Genomic DNA, 26402 nt, shown 5'->3' on the forward strand with positions numbered 1-26402 from the left:
CATGCCGTTGGAACGGTTGCCGGGGTATAGAAGAGGTGCTCAGGGGAAGCCCGCTGGGACGCAAGCAGCGAACTAGACCTGGCGGAGGGCATGACGAGTAGAGGTCCTGAGGGACCCGAACGCGGTAATGGAGATGTTTGCGAACGGACACCGAAGAGTCCGGACGCGTAGGTGTACCCGGGCGACGGCGGCTAGGGCCGGCTGATCACCACACGTGTGGCGCGTTGACCCAGATCGCTACGCATACCTCTTCGTAGCTGTTTTTGTACCAGTGAGGAGTGTCCGACGAGAAAGTAATCGAATCGCCCGCCTCAAGTGTGTAGCACTCACCGTCAAGGAAAATGTCCTTCTTTCCCGAGAGGATGATGCCGAATTCCTCGCCGCTGTGGCGGAAAGGGGTGGCGCTGGTGTCGTGGCCTGGCGGACTCACGATCCATTGGGCCTCCAGCGCACCGTTGAGATCCGGGGTGAGCAGCTCATAGACTGCCTCTCCTACGGACTTCTTAGTAACGCCTTTGAGGTTTCGACGCTCGGATTTGCGGACAACGGGCGATCTGGTTTCTTCCTGGCCGAGGAAGAATTTCCCCACAGGAATGTCCAGGCCGTGAGCCAGTTGCGCCAAGGTAGTGAATGACGGATTAGCCAGTCCACGCTCGATCTGGCTCACGATCGCCGGGCTGAGGCCAGTGATCTCCGAGAGTTTGGACAACGTCATTCCCTTGTCCTTGCGCATGGTGCGGACCTTGTTGCCGACAGTTGCAAGAAGTGCGCTCGTGCCGGCCGGTGAAGGTGCCGCGATGATCTCGTTGGTCATGATCCAGCTTTCTCTCGGTGAGCTGACTCACATAACTATAGTGAAAAATTTTAGCGAATCAATGGTTTGGTGAAGATTCTTTCTGAGAGGTATTTCTCAAAAAGCATTGACCTGGTGAAAATCTTCAATATAGTTATGTGAGTCGCATCACGTGGGGAAGTGACGCTGCACGATCGGAAACGTGGGCGCTTTCATCCTTCTGGCGGAAGGTCCAGCCCGCCCTACGTCCATCTTCGTGTTCTCCATGCTGATGCTCCGATATCCAAGCACACCGTCCAAGCTCCTTGTTGCCGGGCTGGATGTCGCCGTTTGCATTCAAGCGCTACGAAGAGGCACGCGTAGCTATCTGGGCTGACTCGCCTCCCATGGGGTGAGCTGGTTCGGCCCTGCCGAACCAAGCCAAAATGATAGTTTCGATCACTTGCCACCCTCTGGGCGGCAATGGTGATCCGTACCCTCACGCACCGCGAAGGTGCGGAGGAAGGAAAGAATCATGACTGACATTCTTGTCAAGAATGGCTCGGAGAGCGCCCGGAAGTCCCGGCTCTCTCCTGAAATCCGCCGTGGGCTGCTGGGCCTCGGACTTGGGAACACTCTTGAGTGGTACGACTGGATGGTCTTCGGACTACTGTCGGCCTTCATCGGACCAAAGTTCTTCCCCTCCCAGGACCCCACCGCCGCAACCCTCAACGCCCTGGCGGTCTTCGCCGTCGGCTTCGCGTTCCGCCCGCTTGGCGGCGTCCTGCTCGGTACCTTCGCGGACAGAATCGGCCGTCGAAAAGTGATGCTCTGGTCCATCATGATGATGGCGATCACTACGCTGATCATCGCTTTGTGTCCTACGTACCAGCAGATCGGCGGCGCTGCCGGCGTCATCCTCCTGGTCTGCCGCGTTGTGCAGGGGATCTCCACGGGTGTTGAAGCTCCCCTTTCCACCGCGCACGCAGTCGAGCTGGTACCGGTGGGACGCGAGGGTTTCGTCGCGGGCATCATCTCCTTCTTCGTCAACTCGGGCATCCTGCTTGCTTCGCTGGTCAGCTATTTGTGCAGCCTGATGCTGAGTGGGGCGGTCATGGCTGACTGGGGTTGGCGTGTCCCGTTCATCGTGGGCGCAGTGTTTGGTTTCGTCGTGGTATACCTGCGCCGGACCCTTCCGGAAACCATGAAGCCGGAAGAGCTTGCCGAAAACTCCTCGTCGAAGACGGTCTGGGGTGGGGTAGGCAAGCATTGGCTGAGCGTCTTGGCGATTACGTTCGTTGTTGGAGCGGCCCAAGCGTACAACTACGCCTGGAACACAGGACTTCCCACTGCGGCCCGCAGCGGCTTCAAGGAAGACGCGACCGCCGTCTTCGCCATCACCACCGTGCTTGGCGTCGTGCTGGTTGTCGGCAGCCTGGTGATCGGCAAGCTCGCCGATGGCAAGTCGATTTCCAAGTGGTTCCTGATCACTCGCGCGCTGTCCATTCCTTCCGTCTTCTTGATGCTGATGTACGTCCGTCCAGGCATCGGCGGATTCGCTGCGGTCCTCCTGGGCGGGTCGGTAGTCCTGGTCCTGAACATGACCCTCTACAACGTCGTCACAAGTTCCCTGATGCCGAAATCCTGCCGTGGTGCCGGAACTGCGCTTGGCTACGGAATTGGCGTCGCCCTCTTCGGCGGCACGGCTTCTTACCTGCTGGTCTGGCTTCAGTCCGTGAATGCATCGTGGATCTTCCCGGTTTATGTGGCCGTCCTGTCCGCGCTGAGCATCGTGTTTTACGTGCTGGCGCGCCGGAAGAACGGCATCTTCATTGGAACGTAGGAATGCACGTGCACACCTGTCGCCAAGGCCGTTGTGGTTCCGGAGGTGCGTGTGATCTCCTTTGAACTCAGCGAGTCCGATGTGGAGCTTTACGACGCAGCCCGTCGGCTGCTCCTTCAGGCACATCACAGCGAGAACCATCGTGTGGCCGCTGCCATGCGTGGGGCGTCAGGGGCCATCTACTTGGGCCTCCACCTAGGCTCTAAGCGGATCAACGTGTGTGCCGAATCCGGCGCCCTCGCCAACGCCCGTATTGCGCAGGAAGCATCGATCCACTCCGTGGTTGCAGTGAGCATGGATGAACGCGGAGAACCCCAGGTCACCAACCCTTGCGGCATTTGCCGGGAACTGCTGCGCAACTACGGGGCCGGGACATCTGTCCTGGTTGATGCCGGGGGAGAGGTGGGAACCGTCAGTCTTGAGGATCTCCTGCCATATCCCTGGATGCGGGCCACGGAAACCGAATGGACCACTCAGCCGCCAGACGCCGGGACGCGCGGCCTGGCGCGTCAGTCGAGGTGAGGGCGCGCTAAAGTGCTGTGTAAAAGGCCGGGACAGGTGTCCTGGCCTTTTGCGACCGTTTTCGTGCTTGGCGGGCTAGTTGCCACTGCCAACAGGTTGCCGTATGAGTTACTGGCGTGTAACTTAGGCGATGCCAAGCAAGCTTAGTATTACCCGCCGCCGCCGGGTCCGCGGTTCAGCAGGAGGTACACCAGTGGGTATTGGATCGTCCATCTTCCTTATCGCCTTAGGCGCCATTCTGGCCTTCGCCGTCCCAGGAGGCGTTGTGACTTTCATCGACCTCCATATGGTCGGTTACATCCTTATGGTGGTCGGCGTCATAGGCTTGATCGTCTCCCTCCTCGTGTTCGGCCCGCGCCGGGCCCGCCGAGTCAGCGAAAGCCGTGCTTCAGTTGACCCCGTCACAGGGGAGCGCATCGTCACCAGAGACAGCCGCGACACCGGAATCTAGCCGTCGCAGGCAGAGAAACGGGGAGGCGGCACTGAATTGCAGGCCAAAAGTTGGAGCCGAAATTAAGCAGCGGCTCTGGCCTGCGGAGCTCGTTGGCTCAGGGTGTTCCATCGATGCCTCTCCACCGGAAGTCTCCGTCCGTTTTCGGACGGAGACTTCCTGCCTTTCGTGGATATGGCGTGAGGTGCCTGGCGTTAGCCTTCAGCCAGGCTCATTCCGCCGTGAGTGACGACGTCGAACGAGAAGCCCCCCACTAGGTTGGCGCATCTCCAGGGGTGTTTGTGAAGGGACTAATTCAACTCATATCAGCGGGGGAAGCTGAGCTCTTCGGGAGTCGCCCTGAGAATATCGTCCCGGGCGATTCCAAGAACCGTGGGCTGGATCCCGGCATCCGGCCAGGCAACTGCCAAGGCAACCTCTGCGGGTACCGGGTCGGGCACCTGGAACCAGTAGGAGAGGTCCCATCGGCCCATGCCACCACCACCGGATTGGACATCAACAGGAACCCGCAAAGGCTTAGCACCCGGGCTTTCCGAATCCTTGAAGAGGGCTTCCACGACAAACCCTCCGGCAGCAGGTTCCGGACGCGGAACCATCTGCGCGGCTCGGCCTTTCAGCTCCAGGCCAGGAGCGCTGAAGATCTGAAGCGTGAAGAACAGCACTCCGGGAAGCGCCTGCAAAGCCCGCAGAGCTATCACCGCATTCTTTCCCTCGGCGACGGTGATGTCGTAACCGACCAAGGGCGACGAGAGCACCATGCGTGGAAAGGGTCCGGGAGAGCCGCCAGGGACCACCGTGCTGGGATTTTTCATCGAAAGCTCCGAACCTGGTCAGTAGAACATCTCGTATTGGGAGAATACTCGCCAACACGGTCGGCCGTCTTCCCAGCGCTGAAGAACGGTGCCACCGCCGGCGCTCGCGTTGTGTCCAATGGTATGGATGCACGTGCTAGACCCCCAGCTTCAGCTGAAGGGAGCACGGGAGTAATCTGTGACGTGTGGCGGCAATTCGGGCTTTTGGAAGTAGCGGCGGGTCCGGTGTAGTGGCAGCGGAGGATCTCGCGTCGGGTCTTGCCTTCGGCGGCACGGCGTTCAACGTGTGCGCAGGTTCGGGGTCGTGCGCTATTTTGACGATGGTGGGGCTTGGGTAGACTTCGAGCATCGACAAGGCACACCGGGGACTTTTGTGCTTGATGCGATCCGCGGCGCGACGTTTCGCTATCGAGCGTCGAGCGTCGAGCGGCTCGGCGCGAAGAGGTGACCGATATCGAAGAAGGCATGGGCACAGGTGAGGAGCAAACCGCGCCCGGACGGCCCCCAGCGAAATCGCGCGTCCCAGTCTTGGTGGGAGCTGCTGCCGTTGCCATGGCCGCGGCGTTCCTGATCACGCAGCCGTGGGCAGGCGTCGGCGGTCCGCCTCTATCGGCTCCCGCACCCAGCACCTCCCAGTCTCCATCGGGTCCCGGCTCGCTGCCGCCGTCGAGCCCTGCCGGCGTCCCGGGAGAACCGATCATGCTGATCGGATTGACAAACCCGATTGGAGCGGCGTCACTGTGGCCGGATGTCGTGTTTCCGGTGGTGCCCAGCACAGGCCGCTCGATAGCCCAAGCGGGATCCGTCATCGTTGAAGCGGGAGTGCAAGGCAGCACCCTGGTCGTGGCCAACAGCTCCGATTCGGGAGCCACATGGACGACCACCCAGGCGGCCCTGCCGACCCCGGTGCCATCCGTCTATGTATCGCTCTCTGCTGACGGCAAGCACTGGATCGTCGGCCCGCCACACGAAGGAGAGGCGACCGTGTCGAGCTACACGGGCGCCTACGTCTCGACGTCGGGCGGCGCCCTCCAGCGGGTCTCCCTGCCAGGCCCTGCATCGCATGCCGCCTGGGCTGGATCGACCCTGTTCGTGAGCGGCGGAGCGATGGACACCCACCTCTGGTCAAGCACCGACAACGGACACTCCTTCACCGACATCAGCCCGAGCGTCCAAGGATCGATGCCACCGCCGGGGTATCAGGGCGCTCCCTCGATCTCACTGCTGCAACTGGGCAGCGGGGTGGCAGCCGTCGCACTTGCACCGGACGGAGCAGCCAGCACGGCGACCGCCTACGTGACGAGGAACGGCGCCACCTTCGACAAGGGCGCCTCGGTGGACCTGCCGAACATCGCTCCCGGGCCGCTCAACAGCCTAGCCAGCGCCTACGGCAGTGACGCCGTCATCGTGACCAGTGCCGCACAGCTGCTCAAGGTCACAGCCGACGCCCAATTCCAGCCGCATGCGATGGCGGGGGTCCCTTCAGGGGTGAACTCACTCGGAATCCGGTTCCGAGACGCCGCCATAGGCATGGCCGACGCCACCAAGACCACATGCGCCGCCGGGAAGACCGACTGCACCACGCACACCACCCGGTACACCACCGCAGATGGCGGGGCCAACTGGACGCCAGCACCGTAAGCGCCAAGGCCCACAAGGCTCATGATGGCCGGTCCGACCCGGCTCTAGCAGGAAGTCAGGAACACAGGGGTCGGGGCTACCGTGCCCAGAACCGGTTCCTAATCGCCATTACCCTTGCCGCTGCCCTTGTGACGCGCCGGGGCTGGGGTCACTGGAGCCGGAGCAACAGGGGTCGATGTCTCAGCGCTCGGTGAGGGCGTCGGCGTAGGGCCGCTCGGTGTAGTCGTAGCGGAGAGGTCTGCCCGGACCAGGTCGATCGCACTCTGGATCTCCTGGCGCCGAGACGGCGAAACCTCACCACGCGCGACGGCATCTGCAAGGTCCTTCGTGAGCAGGTCCAGCGCCTTGGTTGCTGCAGGGAAGTCTTTGTCGGCTGCGGACTGTGCCAGTGCCGTAACTTCGGACTGCAGTTTCCCGGCGGCGCCGGGCGTCAGTTCGTCCGATGTATTTGCGCAGCCGGCGAGGAGCCCAGCCACGAGGGCCAAAGCCGTTGTGGCTTTCAAGAGTCTGTTTTGCGCCCGGTTCACGGCGTCACGCTCTTCTGCAGCTGTTCGATGTGTTGACCCAAGAGGCCTGGAACGTTCGGGGAGGGAGCAGGCGCGGCGGGTGCGGGGGGCTGGAAGGCGCCCACACCAATGATCACCAGGGCGGTGGTGAGCAGTCCGGCGCCGATGGCCCATGCCGAGCGGCGCTGGCGGCTTAGCGATTTCCCTAGCCATTGTCGCCAGTTTCGGATGGTTGGCACGACGACGGTGCCGTTACCACTGCTTTCGCTCCCCGATGCCAAAGCTTGCACGCGCGTCTGGATTGTTGGTTTGGTTGTGCGGGGAGGGCGGTCGGGAAAGCGGGGGAGCGTCTGCGTGGCCCCGCTGGCGACCCCGGGCATGGCCGCGGGAATGCCGGAACTGATCGCACGCCGGAGTGCTTGCTCAACGTCCCGTGCTGAAGGTCGTTCGGAAGGCCGGGTCAATGTCATCGCGACGAGGAGGTCAACCCACCGCTCCCCGAGGGTCGCCGGAACACGGGGTGGGCGGTGTAGCCTCGCAACGGCCGATTCCACGCTGGTTCCCGGGTACTCGAGCGTTCCCGTGAGGCACTCGAGGAGGACGAGCCCCAGCGAGTAGATGTCACTTGCTGGACCGAGGGCAGAACCGGTGGCCTGTTCCGGGCTTAGGTACGCGGCGGTTCCGACCATAGTGCCTGTTGCCGTCAGTCGGGTTCCCTCGATGATTCGCGCGATTCCGAAGTCCGTGAGCTTGGGCCGCATGGGGGACCCTGCGGGAGCCTTGGCCAGGAGGACATTCGCCGGTTTGATATCGCGGTGGATGATCCCGCGCCCGTGGACATACTCCAGGGCAGAAGCAAGATCTGCTCCGATATGGGCAACGTCCCCGATCGCCAGCGGGTGGCCCCGCAATCTGGCATGCAGGTCCGGTCCGTGAATCAGTTCCATGGTGAGGAATGTCCGGGGATGCTCCGGGTCCCGGTGGTCGGTGCCTGCGTCGAAGAGAGTCACGAGGGACGGGTGGTTGAATGTCGCAAGGAGCCGCATTTCGTTTTCGTGCCGGGCGAGCCCCTCCTGGCCTCCCAACAGCGGAGCAAAGAGTTTCAGCGCCACGTCGCGGCCAAGTCTCTCATCCTGTGCCTGGTACACCGACGCCGTCGCGCCGCGGCCGATCAAGGTTCCCAGCCTGTATCGACCTGCTACAAGAACATCGTTCTCTCCGGTGATAGGGTCATCCGGCACTGCTCCCCTCGCTTTCTTTGAGCCGACAAATCCCGCGTCGTACGGCCACCCCGGGCCGGCCTCGGCCATATACAAGAGCGTGACGCGACTGACGCAGACCTCATCATACGGCCGGTCACAGCATTGCTCTCAACCGGCGGCGGTACCCCCTGCGACGGCCCCTGAGACGGTGGCGACCGCAAGGCGGACCACGACTCGAAGGGCGAAGGCCAGCACAAGCCAGACCGTGCCGACGCCGAGGGCAACTCGGACGCCGGCAAGCGCTAGGGGTTCCCAGCCAGAAGTCCGGCCCCAGCGGTCACATCCCATGGCAGGATGGACTTTCGGGACCCTCCCGCTACGGGGCGGTCCGGCTCGGCCAATCCTGTGTTGCCGCGTAGATGGCCAGATCGAGGGTTTTTGAAATGACGGCCACGCGCTGCTCCACGGTTGCATGCGGAGGGGCGGCCACCTTGATTCCCCGAAAATTCTTGCCCGTCCCGGGACCTGCCGCGCGCAGGCATTCCTCCATGCGTTCCACGGTCAGCAGGGACGACGCTTCGAGGACGTCGAGGTCAGCGGCCGATTCGACCGACGGACCGGCGTGTCTCTCCGTGCGGGGTGCGGGCGGGACATGCACGTCCGCCCAAGCCGCGCCGTACCGGGTATCAACGCCCGCGCAGCCCGAGAGCACGAAACCTCCGAGCAGGTCACCCTCGCGAAGGAAGTTGATGTGCTCCAGAGCGGCTTCCGGTCTGCGTTGCTCCAGGACTGAACGCCCCCAATTGATGGCAATTCCCATGGGCCGGCCAGTTGACTCGATCACGCGGCGCACTGTCACGGCCTCCTCCTCGAGGGAAAGGAAACCCTTGGCCGGTGCCTGGCCAAGGACAAATGCGTCGCAGTGTTCGAGCGCAAGTTGTGCACCGTTCCACTCCCACTGCGAAATTTCGGTCAACGAGTCGGACAAGGCGGCCGTGGAGGCATGTTGCCCATCTGCCCACGGGGCTGAGTGGATCTCAAGCGCAACAACCGCAGACCGGCCTACGCGCTCGTTGAGCCTTCCGACGGCCTTCAGCGCATCGCGAATGAAGTCGATTGCTGCCCGGCGCCCGGCCGTGGACGTTGAGGCCAAACCAAAGCAGGGGTCTGAACTGAGCCTGGCCATGGTCCCGGGAATGGTTGTCACCACAAAGTCCGCTTGTTCAGGCAATTGCCGCAGGAACCAGGCTTCGTCGTCTTTGTGCAGCGCTCCCGTGAACGGGACTTCGAGGCCGGCAACGCCTTCCAGTTCCGCGACGGATTTCAGGAATCTTCCTTCAGCCGATGGATTCCATCCGGTCAGGCTCGGGGCGGCGGCATACGCTCCCACGAAAAACCTGGTCATCGGCTGACCGGTTCATGGTTGCCCAGGAGCCGCAATTCTTCGCGGCGCGGGAGCCCTTCCCAGTCGCCGGGTACCAGGCAAACAAATGCCCCTGTGCTTACGGCAGTTCGAAGACGCTCTTCGGGCTCGCGTCCCTCGACAAATTCGGCCAAATAGCCGGCCACGAACGCGTCGCCGGCGCCCACTGTGTCGAGGGCTTCGATGACCAGTGCTTCCTGCCGGAAGACCTGGCTTTCGATGCAAGCCAGGGCGCCCTCGGCTCCCAGCTTTATGACCACTTGGCTTGGGCCCATGGCAGCTATGCGCCCGGCGGCTTCTTCGGCGTCGACGGCTGGTCCGACGGCGAGCTGGGCTTCCTCAAGTCCAGCGAACACGATGTCCACGTGCGGGATGATCTCGCGGTAGGCGCTTCCAGCGGTTTCGGCTTCCCAGAGCTTGCTGCGGTAGTTCAGGTCGAATGAGACCGGAACACCGGATGCTTTGGCTGCGGCGATGGCGTACCGGAGCGTGGAAGCAGCTTGGGAAGAGAGCGCTGGGGTGATGCCGCTGACGTGCAGCAGGGCGGCACCTGCGATCAGCCGTTCGTCGACGTCGTCGGGGGAAATCCGTGAGCCCGCGCTGCCGGACCGGTAGTAGGAGACCTTCTGGGCTGTGGGGGTCCGGCGTTCCTTGATCATCAGGCCGGTGGGCGCCTCGTCGTCCACCGTCACGTGGACGTCGACGCCCTCGGCGCGGATCTCCCGCTCCACAAGCTGACCGAGGGAATCCGCACCGATGCGGCCGCACCAAACACTCTGGACGCCCAAGCGTTGCAGGCCGATGGCGACATTGGACTCAGACCCTCCGATGCCGAGGCTCATGGTGGAGGCATGGGCCAACGGGCCGGCCTTGTCCGATGACATGAGCGCCATGGTTTCGCCGATGGTCACGACGTATGCCCTGCTGTTCATCGCTCACCACCAGCCTCACCAATGAGGTTGCGGAGCCGTCGCGCACGTGCGGTCAACTCGGTCAGGCTCCCGCCTTTGAACGCGTCGCCGAGAAGTGGCCCTCCGAGGCTGACTGCCAATGCGCCGGCGCGGATCCATGCCGGTACATCCTCGATATCCACGCCGCCGGAAGGAATCACCTGGATGTCCGGAAAGGGGCCGCGCAACTGCGATATGTAGCCAGGCCCGACCGTCGAGGCGGGGAAGACTTTGACGGCGGTGGCGCCCCGCGACCAACCGGCGTGGAGTTCGGTGGGGGTCAGTCCGCCGGGGAAGACGGACACACCGCGCCGTGTGCACGCGGTGATGACGTCCGGTTCGGTGATGGGCGTGACGATGTACGCGGCACCCAGGTCAAGTGCCGTTTCGGCCTCGGCAGCAGTCGTCACGGTGCCGACTCCGATTTCAACGGAGTTGCCGAACCGCTCTTGCAGTAGGGGAAGCTCGTCGAACACTCCCGGTGTGCTCAACGTCAGTTCGATACTGAGGACACCGCCTTCCCGGAGGGCTTCGATGACGGGGGTGTAGTCCTTGGCGTGCCGGGCCCGGAGCACAGCCACGACCCTGGAGTCGCGGAGGATGGCGGACGGTGCCGGGCGGGAGACGGTGCCCGGGGTTTCGAGGTGGAGCATGGATGTCCTTTGTGCGGTGGTTGGCCGGCGGAGGTCTCCCGACGGCGGCGCGTGCCGCCGTCGGAGCGTCGGGTGTTACTGGACGTGCTGCGCTTCCGCGGTCACCGGGATAACCACGCTTTTGCTGTGCGCTGCGTCCTGAGGGTCCGTCAAGTCGCGATTGAGGGTTTCCGGCGACATGCGGGTGGCGATGAAGCTGATGAGCATGGTCACGGACATGTAGATCGCTACAGGAATCCAGGAGTTGCTGAACATGCCCAGCAGCGCAGCGCAGATCATCGGCGCGATACCTCCGCCGATGATGGAGGAGAACTCGCGGCCCAAGGTGACGCCTGCGTAGCGGTAGCGGCTGCCGAAGATCTCCGGGAAGTAGCTCATGTGCACGCCAACCACGCCTTGGCAGGCCAGGACGAAGCCGACCACGATCACCAACACGATGGCTACCGTTGAGCCTGTGGTCAGCAGGAGGAATGCGGGGGCGGGGAAGAGAATGAGTGCCCCGGTGATGAGGGAGACGACGCGCCGGCGCCCGATCTTGTCGGACAGGATACCGAAGGAAACAGCCGCGACGCCGCCGCAGAGTGAACCGATGAGGAGTACGGGAGGAATGAACTTCGGGTCCGTTCCGATCACGGTGATGAGGTAGGAGGCCATGAACACCTGGATGGTGTAGGACTGGGTGCTGACGCCAAGGTTCATCAGGATCACGCGCAGGACGTTGGCCTTGCCGTACTTGGTAACTTCCCTCAAGGGTGCTGGCGGTTCCGTGCGGGCCTGCTTGATCTCCTCGAAAACCGGTGACTCGTCCAGCTTGCGCCGGATGACCAGCGCGGCGATGGTAACGAAGATGCTGGAGAGGAAGACGAGCCTCCAGCCCCACGTGAGCATGTCGTTCGGTGCCAGGGACTGGGCTGCGATCCAAACAAGTGCTCCCAGCGCCGTTCCGGCGGCTGCTCCAACCATGATCAGCGAGGCCAGCTTGCCTCGGGTTCCAGGGGCCGCGGACTCAGTGAGCAGCGTTGCGCCGCCCGATTGTTCGGCACCGGCGCCGAAGCCCTGGGCTGCACGGCAGACACAAAGCAGGACCGGGGCAAAGATGCCGATCTGGCCGAAGGTCGGCAGGAGCCCGATGGCCAGCGTGGCCCCGCCCATGAGGAGCAGCGTGACGACGAGGACCCACTTCCGGCCGAGGCGGTCGCCGAAGTGGGAGAAGAAGATCCCGCCGAGGGGCCGGAACAGGAATCCGACGGCGAAGGTGCTGAAGCTGGCGAGCAGTGCTGCGGCGGGCGAGATGTTAGGGAAGAAGAGCTTGCTGAAGACCAGCGCCGACGCTGTTCCATAGATGACGAAATCGTAGAGTTCCAGGGTGGTGCCGATGAGCCCGGCGACGGCGGCCTTCCGGACCTTGCTTTGGTCCACTGGCGTGGGTGGGAGGTTTGCTGCTGTGGTCATTTCCATACTCCTTTGAATGGATGCCGCTGGCCCGTAGGTGGGCCGAGTCAGTAGGTGATGAGGACTTTGAGTTTGGTGGGGTCTGTCACCGGGGCCGTGAGTGCGGCTGCCGCGTTGGCGAGGTCAAACGTGGAGGTGATGATGGATCGGAGGTCCACAACCCCCGATGAAGCGAGCTGGATCGCCGTCGGGAACGCGTTGGCATACCGGAACGCGGTCACCAGGTCGATTTCGTAGCGCTGGAGGAAACCGAGCGGGATGCCGTCCACGGTGGGACGGGCCTGGCCCACCACCGTGGCCCGGGCTGCAGGGGCCAGTGTCAGGATGCCGTCGGCCAGCGCCCTGCTGTTGCCGGAGCACTCGATCAGGCGATCCATGTCCCCAAGGCCAAGGGCCTCGTTGGCCGTGTTGATGGTCTTCGTCGCCCCGAATGCCGCCGCAACCGCCAAGCGGTCGTCGTTGACGTCCGTCACGATGATCTCGGACGCTCCGCGGGATGCCGCGACTTGCGCGACGAGTAGCCCGATCGGGCCGGCACCCGTGATCAGTACTCGGTGCCCGGCCTCGACCTGCGCCCGTTCAACCGCCCAGACCGCGACGGCGAGCGGCTCGATCGCCGCCCCGATCTCGGCCGGGATGCTGTCCGGAAGTTCGTGAAGGGCGGTCTCTGGAACCACCACGTGGCGGGCGAACACTCCGTCTGTGGGCGGGGAACCGAAGCACGTCCCGGTAGGGCATAGGTTGTAGCGTCCGGAGAGGCACGTGGGGCACTTCCGGCAGGGCAACGCGGGTTCAATCACGACGGCGGTGCCTGCGGCAATGCGGGCCGCCTCACCGGCCGCGATCACAACGCCGGCTCCCTCGTGGCCCAGGACAGTAGGTTGGCGGAGGATGTTGGTGCCGTTGCGGCCTTCAGCGAAGTAATGCATGTCCGAGCCGCAGATTCCTCCCGAGCGCATTTCCACCAGGACGTCGTTCGGTCCCAGAGGCTTCAGGGGTTTCTGTTCGATGCGGATGTCGCCCGCACCGTGCAGGACGGCTGCCTCCGTGGTGAGCGGTAGTGAAGGTCTTCCGGTGTGGCGGACTGCTTGTGTGGTCATCGAATGCTCCGGGTCTGTGCGGGAAGAAGCGAGGTTGACTCGGCTGCCGCCTGGGCGGCGGCGAGGGGGCCCTGCCGGTGGATGATGTCGATCAGCTCACCGGTGCGGTCGATGAAGTCTTCACGCATCGCGAGTTCGCCGCCCAGGAGGTGGTGTTCGCCGAGCACTTTGGCGGCGAGGTCCCGTCCGGAGGTGGATCCTGCTGCGAGTTTTTGAAGTGTTTCTCGGGCGGGGTCTTGCATCTCGTTGGCGTGGTTGCCGGGGTCGAAACCGTGCAGGGGCGCGATGCATGACAGGTACGCCGCCGTGGTGAGGGCGAGGTAGTGGGGCATGGCGCCGGCGTCGAGCATTTCCAATGCTGGAATCGGGATCCGTTGGCGCAGCTTGACGGAACCATCGCTGCCCACTTGGCTGGTCCGGTGCCCCAATGCCGAGTTGCGCCAACGCGAGAAGAGCTGCTCCACGTAAGCGTCGACGTCGACGGCGGCGGGCACGGTGACACTCGGCAGGTACTCTTCGCGGAGTACGCGGCGGGCTGCTTCCGCGACGTAATCCATGGCAGTGGCGTCGGGAATGGTGGCTGCGCCGGACAACGCCCCAAGGTAGGCGATCAGCGAATGGGTGCCGTTGAGGAGCCGGACCTTGAGTTGCTCGTATGCCGCGACGTCGTCCGTGAAGATCGCGCCTCCGGCCTCCCAGGCAGGGCGGCCCGCTATGAAGTTGTCCTCCAGGATCCACATAGTGAATGGCTCGGCGGGCACGGGGATCTGGTCCGCATAGCCGAGTTGCTCGGCGACGAGCCTGCGGTAGTGGTCCGTCGTGGCGGGCACGATCCTGTCCACCATGGACGAAGGGAACGTTACGTTGGCGTCGATCCATGGCAGCGTTTCCGCGGCCTCAGCTGCAGGCAGCAATGAAACGAATTCGCGGACGAGCCGTTGAGTGTGGTGTCCGTTGTCCGCGAGGTTGTCGCAGCTGAGGACTGTCAGCGGCTGGCCGTGGGTCCGTGCGCGCTGCTGGAGGCCGCGGACGATCTGCCCGATCGGGGTGCGGGGGACTTGGCCGTTGGCGAGGTCGTGCTGGACGTCAGGATCGGCAACGTTGAGTGATCCCGTTGCGGGGCTGTAGGTGTAGCCGCTTTCGGTGACGGTCAGCGACACGATGCGCGTGGTCTCGGTGCCAATGGCCGCCACAACGCGTTGCGGTTCCTGTGCCGCGACGAACGCATCGGTATGCACGCGTGGCGTCGAGAACGCCGATCCCTCGGGCGAGATCTCGACGACCGTGTAGAGCATGTCCTGGGCGCGCATGGCATCCGTGATGGCACTTGAGCGGCTGGAGATTCCGATGATTCCCCAGTCGCCGCCGTGGGCGGCCATGGCGGCTTCCGTGTAGACCGCCTGATGGGCCCGGTGGAAGTTGCCCAGGCCGAGGTGCACGATGCCCGGGGCGGGAGCTTCCGCTCGGCGCGGGATTCCAGGGGTTTCGGCGCTCAGCGGCGGGAGGCTTGACGTGGCCATGTTCACCAGTCCTTCATGGAGCCGTCGAGCTCCCGGGCGATGGGCAGGTAGGCCTGCGCGTAAGGGAAGAGGGCAGCGGCTTCTTCGTCCACGTGGACACCGAGTCCAGGCTCGTCGCCAGGGTGCAGGTAGCCGTCTTCGAAACGGAAGCTGGAGTGGAAGACCTCGGAGACCACGGGGTCGTAGCCCATGTATTCCTGGATGGCGAAGTTGCTCGTGGCCAGGCCAAGGTGCAGCGATGCCGAGAGGTTGATGGGGGAGACATCGGAAGGCCCGTGCGGGGCGCCCTTGATCTGGTAGACCTCGGCCAGCGCCAGGATCTTGCGGACGTGGGAGATGCCTCCGGCGTGCACGACGGCGGTGCGGATGTAGTCGATGAGCCGTTCAGTGATGAGCAGCTCGGCATCCCAGACGGTGTTGAAGACTTCGCCGATGGCCAGCGGAATCGTGGTCTGCTGACGTAGCGTACGGAGCAGGCGCTGGTTCTCGGCGGGGGTAACGTCCTCCAGCCAGAACAGGTCCACGTCTTCCAAGGAGCGGGCCAACCGGGCTGCTTCGGTCGGGTTGAGGCGGTGGTGGACGTCGTGGAGCAACTTGAGCTCGGAGCCGACGTGTTCACGGACTGCGGACAGGATCTTTGGTGCGTGGCGCAGGTAGGCCGAGGTGTCCCAGTCTTCTTCGACAGGTCCGGCGCCGCGACCGGCAGGTTCGTAGCTCGCGGCGCCCTTGGTGACGCCGTAGACCTTCGACAGCCCGGGGACGCCCGACTGTGCGCGGACAGCGCGGAAGCCTTGCTCGCGGCGCTGGTCTATCGAGTCCAACAGCTCGGGCAGGTCCCAGCCGGTGGCGTGCGTGTAGGTGAGGATCTTGTCGCGGGCTGCGCCGCCGAGGAGTTGGTAGACCGGAACGCCGAGGGCCTTGCCTTTGATGTCCCAGAGGGCGAGGTCGATGGCGCCGATTGCGGCCATGCTCACCGGACCCCGGCGCCAGTAGGCCCCTTTGTAAAAGTATTGCCAGGTGTCTTCGATGCGGTCCGCGTCCCTGCCCACCAAGGCCGGGCCGAGGTGATCGCGGAGGTAGCTCGCAACAGAAAGTTCGCGGCCGTTCAGGGTGGCGTCACCCCAACCGATCAGGCCGTCGTCGGTGGTGATCTTGAGTGTGACGAAGTTGCGGCTGGGGCTGGTCACCAGGACGTCGACGTCGACGATTTTTCGGGTCATCGGGAAATCACTACATTCTTCAGCGGTTCGTTCTTGGACAGGCGGGTGATGTTTTCGGCAATCTCAAGCGCGCGGCTGCGGAAGGTCTCCGCGGTGACGCCGGAGGAGTGCGGGGTCATGATGACGTTGTCCAGACGGCCGAACGGAAGGGCGGACGGTTCGCCGCGGCCGTCAGTCCCCGGGTATTGGTACCAGACGTCGATTGCGGCCCCTGCGATCCGGCGGTCTTTCAGGGCTTCGTAGAAGGCGGTTTCATCAACGACCGGTCCACGGGCAATGTTGACAAGCAATCCGTCCGGGCCAAGGTCGTCGAGTTCAGCTGCGCTAATGATGCCGGTGGTCTGCTCCGAGAGCGGGATGCTGACCACCAGGATGTCCGACTCGCTGAGGGCCTCGCCAAGCCGTTCCGTAGTGCCGGCCCAGCGCAGGGAGTTTGCTTCCGCGTCGACGCTGCCGCTGCGGGTAATGGCGATGCCTTCAGCGCCGAAGGCCTTGAGGAGCGCCCAGGCGGCACTGCCGATGTGTCCGAACCCGAGGAAGGTCACCACGGCACCGCGAAGGGTTTCGGGCTGGCGGATCTCGGGGGAGTACACCGAGGAAGACCACACACCGCTCCGGAGAGCCGCGTCTTGGCCGATCAGGTTGCGGCGCAGGGCCACCAGCACGGCGGCGATGTGTTCGGCAATGGAGCTTTCGTGGTGGAAGGTGTTGGCGCAGACCGCCCCTACGGGCAATGCGTCGGCGTCTATGCCGTCGTAACCGGCACCTCCCACGTGCACCAGGCGCAGGTTGCCGGCGACTGCGCCCATGGCCTCGGTGAAGCGTGGACCCACGTAGACGTCGGCGTCCTTGAGGTCGGTCAGGACGGCGTGCTCGCTCCAGCTATCGTGCCAGGAGGTGAGGGATCCCGTAGGAAGGGCGGCCTCGAAGGTGGACCGCTGGGGCATCAGATTGGGGTCTGCGATGACTATTCTCATGGTTACTTTCCCTGGAGGGCTTGCTCGGCGGTGCGCGCGGCAAAGGTGGAGCCACGCACGATGAGTTGGGAGCTGAGGTGGACGGCTTCCGTGGCCATCGGCTTTCCGGCCATCTGCTCAAGGAGGAGCTCGAGGCTGAGGGCACCGCTTCGGTCAATGGGCACCCGGACAGAGGTTAGCCCCGGTTCGGCTGCGGCGGCGATGTCAAGATCGTCGATGCCGACAACGCTGATGTCCTCCGGGCAGTGGTAGCCGAGGGTCCGGGCGCCGGCGAGCATGCCGATGGCGACGAGGTCGTTGTAGGCGATGACTGCGGTGGCACCGCTGGCGACTACCGACGCCGCTGCCGCCAGTCCGCCGTCGACCGTTGCGTTTTGGTTCCCAACGGTGACGAGTTCAATGCCCCACTCAGCGCAGAAGCGGGTGATGGCGGCGCTGCGCTGGCCGTTTGCCCAGGACGACGCCGGTCCGGGGACGTAGACGAGTTTGCGGTGGCCAAGGGCGTAGAGGTGTTCTATGGCCTGGCGGATTCCTTCGCCGGCTTCCATGAGTACACGTGCCGCGTGGTCGGCTTCGCCGTTGATGACCACCAGCGGGGCGCTGCCGGCGAGTTCGTGGATCTGCTCTGACGGCAAGCGGGGCGAGCAGAGGATGATGCCGTCCACCCCCGTCGAGAAGGACTCGAGGTGGGCGCGTTCCCGCGAGGAGGATTCTGCGGTGTCGGCTAAGACCATTCGGTGCCGGCCATGCCATGCCTGGTCCTGTATGGCCTTGATCAAGGCCGCGAAGACTGCGTTGGAGATGTCAGGGACGATGACGCCGAACGTCCGGCTGCCCGTGACTCCGGGCACGTCGTATCCGAGTTGCTCCGCTGCCGCCATGACCTTCTGCCGCGTCTCAGCGGCCAGGCGTCCGGGATCTCCGAATGCCCGCGACGCTGTTGCCAGGGACACTCCCGCCAGCTTTGCGACATCCGTGAGTTTTGCCGACATCTGTCCTCCAGTTGCTTCGTTGAAACCTTGGTTCTGCAAGTATGGAAAGTCTTGTACAAGTTTGTCAATGGTTTGCAGAGGGTTGTTGGCGTCCACAACGGGATTGCCTGAACCCGTTGAGCCTCGCACCACCGCGGAGTAGGGTGGCCACACCGCCAACTCGCACAACCTTGATGGGGGAGCCACCATGCCACATCCAAGACTTCGACTGGCCACCATGACGGCAGTTCTCGCGCTGAGCGTCACGAGTGGAGCCGTTGCCAGTCCCGCCTTTGCCGATCCGCGCCAGACTGAAAAGACCGCCACCGCCACCGGATATGGCGGCGCGGTGAGCACCGTAGACCCCGAGGCGTCCGCCGCGGCGATCGAGGTCCTCCGCAAGGGCGGCAACGCAGCCGACGCCGCCGTCGCCGCGGCCGCGACCCTCGGGGTGACCGAACCCTACAGCGCCGGGATCGGCGGTGGGGGATACTTCGTGTTCTATAACGCAAAGACCGGAAAGATCGGCACCGTAGACGGCCGCGAGACCGCCCCGGCGGCGATGCCCCATGACGCGTTCATCGACCCGAAGACCGGCAAGCCCTACAACTTCACACCCGAGCTCGTCACCAGTGGCGTCTCCGTAGGCGTCCCCGGCACAGCGGCAACCTGGGAGCGCGCCCTGGACCGCTGGGGTACGTTGAGCCTTGGAGAAGCCCTCCAGCCGGCCATCAAAGTCGCGACCCGGGGCTTTGTGGTGGATCCGACCTTCCGTCAGCAGACACTCGACAACAAGCTCCGCTTCGAGGCGTTCAGTTCCACGAGCAAGCTGTTCCTCCCGGGAGGCGACGCACCCGCCGTCGGAAGCGTCTTCCAGAACCACGACCTCGCCGCGACATACCGGCTCCTCGCGAAGCAAGGCACCAGCGCCTTCTACAGCGGCCCCCTTGCGGACGAGATCGCGGCGACAGTCCAGGCGCCCCCGAAGACTGCCACCACCACGCTGCCGATCCCCGTGGGGCACATGACCACCTCAGACCTCGCGGCGTACAAACCCCTGGACCAAGCGCCCACCCACGTCGACTACCGCGGCCTTGACGTCTACGGCATGGCGCCGTCGAGCAGCGGGGGCACCACCGTGGGCGAGGCGCTCAACATCCTGGACACCGTCAATCTCTCGGAGATGTCCAAGCCCGCCGCCCTGCACCACTACCTCGAAGCGAGCGCGCTCGCGTTCGCGGACCGTGGAAAATATGTTGGCGACCCTGCCTTTGTAGACGTTCCTACGGACGCTCTCACCGACCCGGTCTTCGGCAAGGAACGCGCCTGCCAGATCGATCCGCTGCACGCGGCCACCAAGCCCGTCGCCCCGGGGGATGTTTCCGGGTACGACGGCGTGTGCCCGGCTTCCGCCGCCGCGCTCGCCGATGAGAAGGACACCGAAAACATCTCGACGACCAACATGACGGTCGCAGACAAGTGGGGAAACGTGGTCGAGTACACGCTTACCATCGAGCAGACCGGCGGATCGGGCATCGTGGTGCCCGGGCGTGGGTTCCTACTCAACAACGAGCTGACCGATTTCTCGACCGTCTACAACGCGGCTGATCCAAACCGGATCGAGCCGGGGAAGCGCCCGCGCTCCTCGATGTCCCCGACCATCATCCTCAAAGACGGCAAGCCGTTCCTCGCCCTCGGCTCACCCGGCGGATCGACGATCATCACCACGGTGTTGCAGACGATCCTGAATAGGGTGGACCTGGGCATGAGCATCTCCGACGCGATCGCTGCCCCACGTGCTTCGCAACGGAACACCGCCAAGGTCACCGCCGAGCCTGACTTCATCACGGCGTATGGGAGTCAACTGACACCGTATGGCCATCAGTTCACGCCATCAGGTGATGCCTTCACCTCGGCCGCGGAGATCGGTGCGGCAACAGCGATTGAGTTCAGGCCCGACGGGCGCATGATCGCTGCCGCCGAGCCAGTCAGGCGAGGGGGAGGCTCGGCGATGGTTCTCAAGCCGTCGCCGTGAAGCGGGTGGGTTGCGTGAGCTGGGTGAGGGGCAAACCTGCTGTGCATCGCGGCCAAACGGTGGAAGAATTGTGGGTGGACCAAAACGGCCGGCGGCGCATCTCGCCTGCTGAGACCCAGGTGAGTCCCCCAGTGCGCCGTCGGTCCTGACCTTGACGAATTCCTATGCCGCGCCGGTCCATCTGGGTGCGGTTGCCGCCCGCCGGAGTTCCTTGGCGCGGGTGCGAAATCCGTCGCTCGCGTTGCGCCGCTCATCACACGCCCGTGGAGCCGCGCCATGGGGAAGCGCGCCCTGCGGAACCGTGCTTGGAAGAGCTATCGTGGCCGGGTCCCGTGCGCCCGCAGCCGGGCAAAGGTCTGTGACCAGCCCCATGCCTGCACACTCTCGCGCAGCCGCGATCCCGGCGACCACCCCGGACTTGTCCTCGAACGGCGTCGAAACTGCAATGACGATTCCGTCAGGCGATTTGAGGCGGAACCTGAAAAAGGACTCCGCGTCAACAAATACTTCGAACATGCCTGCCACTGCTACCTCCCGGTCTGCGGATCCCGCTGCGTAGCGACTGCACTACGGAGCGGGACGGAGCATCGCTGCATTCTTACCGCTGGTTTGGTGGACCATCGCCAATGGATCGCCCCTCACGTCACATTCAGTCTGTGCCAGCTCCGTTTGGGCTCACAAGACCGGGCGAGTAAACCCTATGTAAAACCTGTCGAGCCCCTGGGTCCTTCCCCCTGGGTCCTCCGGAAGACAGAGCGCAACGGGTGACCGCCCTGCAGCCAGTCGGACGTCAATGGTTCCGATTCATCAGGTGCTCAAGCAGGGCGAGTTCCGGGAAGCCTGGATGCCGGGCGATGCTGGCCCTCAGTTTGGCCCGAATGTGCTCACCGTCAGGCTCGGTACCGCTGAGGACTTCGTCGATGATGCCCTGTGCCTGCTCGCGCAGGCCAGCTAGGTTGTCACTGCCGACCACCGCCGAATTCAGCACCACTTCCGGCCCTCCGAGTGGGTCAAAAGACTCTAAAGGTTCCGACACTGCCAGCCCCCAATAGTCATCCCGGCGGGTCCCGGATTACCCGCATCCACTCTAGATAGTAATGAGGGCATCCGAATTATTCACGGCCCGGGAACCAGAACAATGAATATGGCCTTGCGTTGATGGTTTGTGACGCCGGTGGCAGATGGCCAATCGCTCGGCCTATATCCGGCTCTTCCTGCCTGTGATTGCGCCGTAGATCAGCAGTACTACGATCGATCCGCCGATGGCGAGCAGCCAGGTTCGTATCGAGAAGAACTCCTGCAGGCCGCCCCCGAAAATCAGGCCGCCGATCCACCCGCCCAGTATGGCGCCTACCACACCCAGGAGCAGGGTGATCAGCCAGCCGCCGCCTTGCCTGCCGGGAATGATCAATTTGGCAATTGCACCCGCGATAAGGCCAAGCAAAAGGAATCCAAAAAATCCCATCACAGTCTCGCTTTCTTGAAGAGAAATCCACCAATTGGTACGTGCAATTTCGCCGATTCCGAAGCGGCGCTACCCGTTTGTGAGAGGAGTCTCTCCGAAGGGGCGCGTGGGTGGAAAGGGCAGGCCGGGGTCCGGATCGGGGACCGGTGAAGGGCCCGGCTCGGGAAGGGGAACTGGTTCGGGAGTTCCTGGGCGCGGTCCCGGTTGGGGTGCGGGTCCCGGGGTCGGGACAGGCGTCGGACCCGGCTCCGGGAATGGCACGGGCTCCGGCGTCGGTGTTGGCCCTGGTTCCCGGGTAGGGTCAGGATCGCGCGTTGGGTCGGGAGGGAACTCGCTCATTGTTTGCTCCTGGAATCGCCAGTGGATTCTTACCGGACTTCCGTAGGGCCGGCCTTTTCGTGGCCGGCCCTACAGGGTTTAGTGGTCCGCCGGACGCGGCCTGATCTGTGCCCCGGGCAAAGGCTCAGAGCCGGGCAGCCCGGACGGATCGTCGAGCGTTTCTTCAGCGGTGTAGTCGCCTTGGATCCGTTCGGCGGGGAGATCGAGGACGCGTTCCTTGCCGTAGTCGCCCTCGGTGTACTGCCCCACGTGAGGCTGGGCCTCGCCGTCGGCCGCGGTCGTCGCCGCAGGGGCCGTTAAGTCAGGATCGACGGCAGGTAGTTCCGAAGTGGTGGCGACGCCGAAGGCCTCCGAGGCGTCGTCAACATCGCCGTCGGCCACGGAGCCGCGCCAGGCACCTGTCTCTTGGCCGCGTGCCTCGATGAATTCCTTGAACTTGTCCAGGTCGGCCGAAACCCTCAAATCGTCGATACCTACCAGGGAGCCTGCCTTTTCGACAAAGCTCTCGGGTTCCCATTCGATCTCCACACTGACACGGGTGCGGTCGGCGCCAAGGGGCTCGAAGCTTACCGCGCCCGCATTCCTTGGTCCGTCAATGCTGGCCCAGCTGACCAGCGAATCCGGAACCTGCTCCAGGATTTGGGCGTTGAAGTCGCGCTTTACGCCGCCGACGTTGGTGGAAAAATGAAGGGCGGTCTCGTCGATTTGTTCGACCGCCTCGACGCCCTTCATGAATTCCGGGAAAGATTCGAACTGGGTCCACTGGTTGTAAGCCACTGAAACGGGAACTTCCACGTCGATTGTTCGGTTAACGGTAGCCATGTTCATTCTCCTTGCTTGCGTTTGTTCCTGCGGAGGGTGGTGGTCGTTTAGGCGATCTAGCCAGCGTCGAACGTTTCGCCGTCGTCATCTTTCGGGGACTTTTCCTCGGGCAGCCCTGTTGCATCGCCCTTCGGTTCCGACGAGAAAGACCCGCCAGGCTCGGTCCCTTCCGAGTTCGAGTCGTCCAGCTCGGCATCGGCCGATGGGACGGCGGTCGATCCGTTGCGCCCGTCCGTCGAGGTCGAAATGGCCTCCTCCTTCTGCTGATTCGACTGCTGGGCCTCGCGTCCTGCTGTTTCTTGTTCAGCCGTCGGGGTTCCGTAACCTCCGGCTTCCTGTTCCTGGGCTGCGCGCTGGTCGTCCATGTTGCCCTTTCCGTGGTGGTTGAACTTGATGATGGATAGTCAAGGACCCTGCTGCTAGAGGCCTTTTCCTCCGGTGACCGGCAAAACAGCGCCGGACATGTAGGACGCTTCGTCCGAAGCGAGAAGGACATAGGCCGGAGCCAATTCCGCTGGCTGCCCCGCCCTGCCGAGCGGCGTGTCCTGCCCGAAGTGCGGTAGGTTGTCCGGCCACTCGGTTGCCGGAATCAGCGGCGTCCAAATGGGTCCGGGGGCCACCGCATTTACCCTGATCCCCTTGGGCCCCAGCTCTTGAGCCAGAGCCTTCACGAAAGCCACCTGCGCCGCTTTGGTCATGGCGTAGTCAATCAGTTGCGGTGAAGGGTTGAATGCCTGAATGGAGGCAGTGACGATGATCGAGGCCCCGGGCTTCAGGTGGGGGATCGCCGCGCGGGCAGTCCACATCAACGAGTACAGGTTGGTCTTGAAGACCCGGTCCATTTCCTCGGTGGGCAGGGTCTCAAGTCCTTCCCGGTTCTTTTGGTATCCGGCATTCAGAACCAGAGTGTCCAGCCGGCCGAATTCGGTCACCGTGCGTTCCACGATGGCCTGGGAGAACTCCTCCGAACGGCCGTCACCCGGTAGGGATAATGCCTTCGTTCCGGCTTTTTGGATCCAGCCAACGGTGCTCCGGGCGTCATCGGATTCTTCAGGCAGGTGGGAGAACGCGACGTCGGCACCTTCGCGGGCGAAGGCAATGCCAACAGCTGCTCCGATCCCGGAGTCGCCTCCCGTGATGAGGGCAGCCTTGCCCGTCAAGCGGCCATGGCCCGTGTAGGAGAGTTCGCCGTGATCCGGCACGGGACCCATGGACGCAGTCAATCCCGGCTGCTTCTGTTCCTGTTGGGGAAAGGACCCTGAGTAATAACCGGAACGCGGATCCCTCGGCGGAAAAGGCTGGGCACTACCTGGTTGTTCCGGTTCGGTTTGCTGCGGTTCTGACTGGTACATGATCACCTTCTTCGTCGGCCTTTCGACGCTTGCGTGAGCCTGCTACCTCATCGAACCTAGTAGCCCGGGCGGACTCTTGTCCATGGATTTGAGGAAATTGATCAGCAAACTTACTATATTGCTCCGGAGGGCCTAGGCTAATCCGATTTTTCGTCCTGTCGCTGATTTTCGGGACATGTGGCCAACTCTTGGAGTAGCTCACTCCATTTGCGGTCCATCCGTTGGTCCTCGGACTCATGCCTGGTGTTGGCCATCTGCCCCGGGGAGTAGCGGTTCCTCCGGTTGGCTCACGACGGCCGCGGCAGTTCGCAGCCTGCCACGGGGTTCAGTCCCATGTAGTTCAGTGGACCGGCAACGATATTCAGACTAATCGTTGCGAATTGCGAACACTGGGCCGGAACCGCGTTGAAGTAGCCGCGCTGACGTGTTCTCGGTCAAAGCCCCCCGCGGCCTGACCCATGGAAAGCGCCTTTACGCCCCCGAAGCCTGGATCGGCAGGATCACGTCGGCTTGGCACGAGCTCGGAGGGCGACGCGGAGTCCTGCTGGTCCAGTTGCCTCCCGGTTTGGAGCGCGACGACGGCCGGCTGGCTTACTTCCTTGACCTGATCCCGCGTGGATTAAGGTAACCGTCGAATTCCGTCATCATAGTTGGCACCAACGACGGCGGCGGGAATGCGGTCCGTAACGCCCACGCCCTCCGTTCACTTCTCGGCAGCCGCTAGGCCTGGCTCCCTCGGTTGTTAGGTACGGTAGGTTCCATGGGTCAAACCAAGAAGGTCAAGATGCCATCTTCATCGCTCGTGACCGTGATCCTGGCTTTTGCGGCAAATCTTCTTGTTGCCGCGGCAAAAACAGCCGCTGCCGTGATTACCGGATCCGCTTCGATGATCGCCGAGTCCGCCCACTCCTGGGCTGACACGGGAAACCAGGTTTTCCTGCTTGTGGCCGAGCGAAGGTCCTCGAAGCAGCGGGACGTAGCCCATCCGATGGGCTACGGCAGGGAAGCTTACGTGTGGTCGATGTTTGCCGCGTTTGGCTTGTTCACCGCAGGTGCTGTGGTATCCGTGATGCACGGCATCCAACAGCTTTTCGCACCGGAGCCCGCCGGTGATTTCGCGGTCGCCTATGTTGTCTTGGCGATTTCCTTCCTACTCGAAGGGGCCTCGTTCATCCAAGCGTTCCGGCAGGCTCGCAAGTCAGCCAGGGAGCTTGAACGCCGTACTTTGGAACAAGTGCTCAAAAGTTCGGATCCCACAATGCGTGCCGTCTTCGCGGAGGACAGTGCCGCGTTGATCGGCCTGATCATTGCCTTCTTCGGCATCTTCTTGCACCAGGCCACGGGTTCGCCTGTTCCAGACGCTCTCGGGTCTATTCTTGTTGGCATCCTTCTCGGGGTTATCGCGGTGGTGCTGATAGATCGCAATCGACGGTTCCTCGTAGGCCAGGGCGTTACCCCCGAGCTTGAGAAATCGATGGCGATCCGGGTCTTGGAACATACGGAGATCGAGCGCCTGACCTATCTGCACTTGGAATTTGTGGGGCCACGCAAGCTGTATTTGGTCGCGGCTGTAGACATCAAAGGTGACCTTCGGGAGCACGACGTAGCCGTGGCCCTGCGCCGCGTCGAGCGCGAACTTGAGGACCAGGAGACCGTCGAGGAGGCCGTGCTGACACTCTCCACCCCCGATGAACCCTCACTTGCCTTCGGCGTTCGTCGGCCCTCACCGGCGGTCGAGTAGCAAGCGCGACGGCGGCCTTCAGCTAAGGAAAACAAGTACACGCTACTCGTGCCCTGACTCACGCAAAGTTGTTGACTCAAGAGACCAGCATCCGCGCGCAGCCCGAGGACGGCGATCGCAGCTGGCCAACGGCAGGGCCGGCCGCGGGATGGAACCGGCACCGTGGCGGCGGAGGCACAGACAATGTCGAGGAGGGCCGAAATGGACGGGCAACAATGGATCTGGATCGTCGTAGTGGTTGTGATAATCGCGCTGATCCTCGCCGTCGTCGTTTTTGGGCGCCGTGCGAAGACTGCCGTTGACCGCAAGCGCGCGGCAGAGCTCCGCGAGCGGGCACGCACCGACGCCCTCGGAGCTCATGAGCGCAGCGCCGAGGCTGCTCGTGCGGAGGCCGACGCCGCCCGGGCCGAGAGCGAGGCGGAACGTCTGCACAAGGAGGCCACGGAGAAGCAGACGGCTTCCGAGCGGGCCAACGAAGTTGCGCAAGACAGGCTGCGGCGGGCCGAAGCGTTGGATCCAGACGCGGGAACCCGTTCGGAAAGGGACGACGACGGCGAGCAAGAGCGTCGGCGGCCGTAGCCCCGGATCGGGGGACGCGCAGAGAAGACTTGCCGATTCGTGGTTGAAGGCTAG

At 63.6% G+C, this 26402-nt stretch carries 26 protein-coding genes and 1 pseudogene; 8 read left to right on the forward strand and 19 right to left on the reverse strand.

Going from position 1 to position 26402, the window contains the following annotated elements; genetic code table 11:
- Positions 1–205: 205 nt before the first annotated feature.
- Positions 206–814: a helix-turn-helix domain-containing protein gene (locus LFT43_RS10045; RefSeq protein ID WP_395802815.1), complete on the reverse strand. Its 609-nt coding sequence runs from the start codon at positions 812–814 to the stop codon at positions 206–208.
- A gap of 493 nt (positions 815–1307) precedes the next feature.
- Here LFT43_RS10045 and LFT43_RS10050 point away from each other — a divergent pair, with 493 nt between their 5' ends.
- From LFT43_RS10050 to LFT43_RS10060, 3 genes are all read left to right on the forward strand, one after another.
- A complete protein-coding gene (locus LFT43_RS10050; protein ID WP_395802817.1) occupies positions 1308–2615 on the forward strand; it encodes an MFS transporter in 1308 nt (435 codons plus the stop codon).
- A 51-nt stretch (positions 2616–2666) separates the two neighbouring features.
- Complete coding sequence (locus tag LFT43_RS10055) at positions 2667–3137, forward strand: hypothetical protein (protein WP_395802819.1); 471 nt, start codon at positions 2667–2669, stop codon at positions 3135–3137.
- A 193-nt stretch (positions 3138–3330) separates the two neighbouring features.
- Positions 3331–3588, forward strand: a complete 258-nt coding sequence (locus LFT43_RS10060) for a DUF6458 family protein (RefSeq protein WP_395802821.1) — start codon at positions 3331–3333, stop codon at positions 3586–3588.
- A gap of 305 nt (positions 3589–3893) precedes the next feature.
- Here LFT43_RS10060 and LFT43_RS10065 read toward each other — a convergent pair whose 3' ends face one another.
- Positions 3894–4400 carry a hypothetical protein gene (locus LFT43_RS10065; RefSeq protein WP_395802823.1) on the reverse strand — a complete coding sequence of 169 codons (507 nt, stop codon included), beginning with the start codon at positions 4398–4400 and terminating at the stop codon, positions 3894–3896.
- Positions 4401–4844: 444 nt separating this feature from the next.
- On the opposite strand from LFT43_RS10065, the gene LFT43_RS10070 reads away from it, so the two are divergent.
- Positions 4845–6041 carry a hypothetical protein gene (locus LFT43_RS10070; protein WP_395802825.1) on the forward strand — a complete coding sequence of 399 codons (1197 nt, stop codon included), beginning with the start codon at positions 4845–4847 and terminating at the stop codon, positions 6039–6041.
- A gap of 98 nt (positions 6042–6139) precedes the next feature.
- Here the strand turns inward: LFT43_RS10070 and LFT43_RS10075 are convergent, their stop codons facing one another.
- The 11 genes from LFT43_RS10075 to LFT43_RS10125 form a co-directional block, all read right to left on the reverse strand.
- Positions 6140–6544, reverse strand: coding sequence for a hypothetical protein (locus LFT43_RS10075; RefSeq protein ID WP_395802827.1), 405 nt, complete (start codon positions 6542–6544; stop codon positions 6140–6142).
- Between the two features lie 20 nt (positions 6545–6564).
- Positions 6565–7788 carry a serine/threonine-protein kinase gene (locus LFT43_RS10080; RefSeq protein WP_395802829.1) on the reverse strand — a complete coding sequence of 408 codons (1224 nt, stop codon included), beginning with the start codon at positions 7786–7788 and terminating at the stop codon, positions 6565–6567.
- 337 nt (positions 7789–8125) lie between these two features.
- Positions 8126–9154, reverse strand: coding sequence for a DUF4862 family protein (locus tag LFT43_RS10085; RefSeq protein ID WP_395802831.1), 1029 nt, complete (start codon positions 9152–9154; stop codon positions 8126–8128).
- Entirely contained in the window at positions 9151–10104 is a 954-nt protein-coding gene (locus LFT43_RS10090; protein ID WP_395802833.1) for a sugar kinase, read from the reverse strand. Before LFT43_RS10090 ends, LFT43_RS10085 begins: the two co-directional genes overlap by 4 nt.
- Positions 10101–10775, reverse strand: coding sequence for a bifunctional 4-hydroxy-2-oxoglutarate aldolase/2-dehydro-3-deoxy-phosphogluconate aldolase (locus LFT43_RS10095; protein ID WP_395796404.1), 675 nt, complete (start codon positions 10773–10775; stop codon positions 10101–10103). The genes LFT43_RS10090 and LFT43_RS10095 overlap by 4 nt, the downstream gene beginning before the upstream one ends.
- A gap of 75 nt (positions 10776–10850) precedes the next feature.
- Positions 10851–12227, reverse strand: a complete 1377-nt coding sequence (locus LFT43_RS10100) for an MFS transporter (RefSeq protein ID WP_395796406.1) — start codon at positions 12225–12227, stop codon at positions 10851–10853.
- A gap of 47 nt (positions 12228–12274) precedes the next feature.
- A complete protein-coding gene (locus LFT43_RS10105; RefSeq protein WP_395796408.1) occupies positions 12275–13327 on the reverse strand; it encodes an alcohol dehydrogenase catalytic domain-containing protein in 1053 nt (350 codons plus the stop codon).
- Positions 13324–14847, reverse strand: coding sequence for a mannitol dehydrogenase family protein (locus tag LFT43_RS10110; RefSeq protein ID WP_395796410.1), 1524 nt, complete (start codon positions 14845–14847; stop codon positions 13324–13326). The genes LFT43_RS10105 and LFT43_RS10110 overlap by 4 nt, the downstream gene beginning before the upstream one ends.
- 2 nt (positions 14848–14849) lie before the next feature.
- Complete coding sequence (gene manD / locus LFT43_RS10115) at positions 14850–16067, reverse strand: D-mannonate dehydratase ManD (protein WP_395796412.1); 1218 nt, start codon at positions 16065–16067, stop codon at positions 14850–14852.
- Positions 16064–17044 (reverse strand): 2-hydroxyacid dehydrogenase, encoded by a 981-nt coding sequence (locus LFT43_RS10120; protein WP_395796414.1) that lies wholly within the window; start codon positions 17042–17044, stop codon positions 16064–16066. Before LFT43_RS10120 ends, manD begins: the two co-directional genes overlap by 4 nt.
- 2 nt (positions 17045–17046) lie before the next feature.
- Positions 17047–18036, reverse strand: a complete 990-nt coding sequence (locus LFT43_RS10125; RefSeq protein WP_395796416.1) for a LacI family DNA-binding transcriptional regulator — start codon at positions 18034–18036, stop codon at positions 17047–17049.
- 187 nt (positions 18037–18223) lie between these two features.
- Between LFT43_RS10125 and ggt the strand changes: the two genes are divergently transcribed.
- Positions 18224–20050, forward strand: coding sequence for a gamma-glutamyltransferase (gene ggt / locus LFT43_RS10130; protein WP_395796418.1), 1827 nt, complete (start codon positions 18224–18226; stop codon positions 20048–20050).
- Positions 20051–20212: 162 nt separating this feature from the next.
- On the opposite strand, the gene LFT43_RS10135 is transcribed toward ggt, so the two are convergent.
- The 6 genes from LFT43_RS10135 to LFT43_RS10160 form a co-directional block, all read right to left on the reverse strand.
- Positions 20213–20566: a YegP family protein gene (locus LFT43_RS10135; protein ID WP_395796420.1), complete on the reverse strand. Its 354-nt coding sequence runs from the start codon at positions 20564–20566 to the stop codon at positions 20213–20215.
- A gap of 274 nt (positions 20567–20840) precedes the next feature.
- Positions 20841–21041, reverse strand: a complete 201-nt coding sequence (locus LFT43_RS10140; protein WP_395796422.1) for a hypothetical protein — start codon at positions 21039–21041, stop codon at positions 20841–20843.
- A 207-nt stretch (positions 21042–21248) separates the two neighbouring features.
- A complete protein-coding gene (locus LFT43_RS10145; protein WP_395796424.1) occupies positions 21249–21515 on the reverse strand; it encodes a GlsB/YeaQ/YmgE family stress response membrane protein in 267 nt (88 codons plus the stop codon).
- A 417-nt stretch (positions 21516–21932) separates the two neighbouring features.
- The gene (locus LFT43_RS10150) at positions 21933–22676 is read right to left on the reverse strand and encodes an SRPBCC family protein (RefSeq protein WP_395796426.1); all 744 of its coding nucleotides are present in this window, start codon (positions 22674–22676) and stop codon (positions 21933–21935) included.
- Positions 22677–22732: 56 nt separating this feature from the next.
- Complete coding sequence (locus LFT43_RS10155; protein WP_395796428.1) at positions 22733–23041, reverse strand: hypothetical protein; 309 nt, start codon at positions 23039–23041, stop codon at positions 22733–22735.
- 54 nt (positions 23042–23095) lie between these two features.
- Positions 23096–24028 (reverse strand): SDR family oxidoreductase, encoded by a 933-nt coding sequence (locus LFT43_RS10160; RefSeq protein ID WP_395796430.1) that lies wholly within the window; start codon positions 24026–24028, stop codon positions 23096–23098.
- A gap of 430 nt (positions 24029–24458) precedes the next feature.
- On the opposite strand from LFT43_RS10160, the pseudogene LFT43_RS10165 reads away from it, so the two are divergent.
- The 3 genes and pseudogenes from LFT43_RS10165 to LFT43_RS10175 form a co-directional block, all read left to right on the forward strand.
- Positions 24459–24682, forward strand: a pseudogene (locus LFT43_RS10165) (DUF72 domain-containing protein); the annotation flags it as partial.
- A gap of 106 nt (positions 24683–24788) precedes the next feature.
- Positions 24789–25769, forward strand: a complete 981-nt coding sequence (locus LFT43_RS10170; RefSeq protein WP_395796432.1) for a cation diffusion facilitator family transporter — start codon at positions 24789–24791, stop codon at positions 25767–25769.
- Positions 25770–25970: 201 nt separating this feature from the next.
- The gene (locus tag LFT43_RS10175) at positions 25971–26348 is read left to right on the forward strand and encodes a hypothetical protein (protein ID WP_395796434.1); all 378 of its coding nucleotides are present in this window, start codon (positions 25971–25973) and stop codon (positions 26346–26348) included.
- Positions 26349–26402: the final 54 nt, after the last annotated feature.

Origin of the sequence: Arthrobacter sp. FW306-04-A (assembly GCF_044358315.1) — a bacterium.
Taxonomy (GTDB): Bacteria; Actinomycetota; Actinomycetes; order Actinomycetales; family Micrococcaceae; genus Arthrobacter.

What these genes read in the sequence shown, in the direction of transcription:
- LFT43_RS10095 (WP_395796404.1), bottom strand. Translation starts at nt 10,775, where the DNA reads ATGCTCCACCTCGAAACCCCGGGCACCGTCTCCCGCCCGGCACCGTCC.
- LFT43_RS10100 (WP_395796406.1), bottom strand. Translation starts at nt 12,227, where the DNA reads ATGACCACAGCAGCAAACCTCCCACCCACGCCAGTGGACCAAAGCAAG.
- LFT43_RS10085 (WP_395802831.1), bottom strand. Translation starts at nt 9,154, where the DNA reads ATGACCAGGTTTTTCGTGGGAGCGTATGCCGCCGCCCCGAGCCTGACC.
- LFT43_RS10125 (WP_395796416.1), bottom strand. Translation starts at nt 18,036, where the DNA reads ATGTCGGCAAAACTCACGGATGTCGCAAAGCTGGCGGGAGTGTCCCTG.
- LFT43_RS10175 (WP_395796434.1), top strand. Translation starts at nt 25,971, where the DNA reads ATGGACGGGCAACAATGGATCTGGATCGTCGTAGTGGTTGTGATAATC.
- LFT43_RS10105 (WP_395796408.1), bottom strand. Translation starts at nt 13,327, where the DNA reads ATGACCACACAAGCAGTCCGCCACACCGGAAGACCTTCACTACCGCTC.
- LFT43_RS10090 (WP_395802833.1), bottom strand. Translation starts at nt 10,104, where the DNA reads ATGAACAGCAGGGCATACGTCGTGACCATCGGCGAAACCATGGCGCTC.
- LFT43_RS10135 (WP_395796420.1), bottom strand. Translation starts at nt 20,566, where the DNA reads ATGTTCGAAGTATTTGTTGACGCGGAGTCCTTTTTCAGGTTCCGCCTC.
- LFT43_RS10045 (WP_395802815.1), bottom strand. Translation starts at nt 814, where the DNA reads ATGACCAACGAGATCATCGCGGCACCTTCACCGGCCGGCACGAGCGCA.
- LFT43_RS10050 (WP_395802817.1), top strand. Translation starts at nt 1,308, where the DNA reads ATGACTGACATTCTTGTCAAGAATGGCTCGGAGAGCGCCCGGAAGTCC.
- LFT43_RS10170 (WP_395796432.1), top strand. Translation starts at nt 24,789, where the DNA reads ATGGGTCAAACCAAGAAGGTCAAGATGCCATCTTCATCGCTCGTGACC.
- LFT43_RS10160 (WP_395796430.1), bottom strand. Translation starts at nt 24,028, where the DNA reads ATGTACCAGTCAGAACCGCAGCAAACCGAACCGGAACAACCAGGTAGT.
- LFT43_RS10145 (WP_395796424.1), bottom strand. Translation starts at nt 21,515, where the DNA reads ATGGGATTTTTTGGATTCCTTTTGCTTGGCCTTATCGCGGGTGCAATT.
- LFT43_RS10155 (WP_395796428.1), bottom strand. Translation starts at nt 23,041, where the DNA reads ATGGACGACCAGCGCGCAGCCCAGGAACAGGAAGCCGGAGGTTACGGA.
- ggt (WP_395796418.1), top strand. Translation starts at nt 18,224, where the DNA reads ATGCCACATCCAAGACTTCGACTGGCCACCATGACGGCAGTTCTCGCG.
- LFT43_RS10065 (WP_395802823.1), bottom strand. Translation starts at nt 4,400, where the DNA reads ATGAAAAATCCCAGCACGGTGGTCCCTGGCGGCTCTCCCGGACCCTTT.
- LFT43_RS10150 (WP_395796426.1), bottom strand. Translation starts at nt 22,676, where the DNA reads ATGGCTACCGTTAACCGAACAATCGACGTGGAAGTTCCCGTTTCAGTG.
- LFT43_RS10110 (WP_395796410.1), bottom strand. Translation starts at nt 14,847, where the DNA reads ATGGCCACGTCAAGCCTCCCGCCGCTGAGCGCCGAAACCCCTGGAATC.
- manD (WP_395796412.1), bottom strand. Translation starts at nt 16,067, where the DNA reads ATGACCCGAAAAATCGTCGACGTCGACGTCCTGGTGACCAGCCCCAGC.
- LFT43_RS10120 (WP_395796414.1), bottom strand. Translation starts at nt 17,044, where the DNA reads ATGAGAATAGTCATCGCAGACCCCAATCTGATGCCCCAGCGGTCCACC.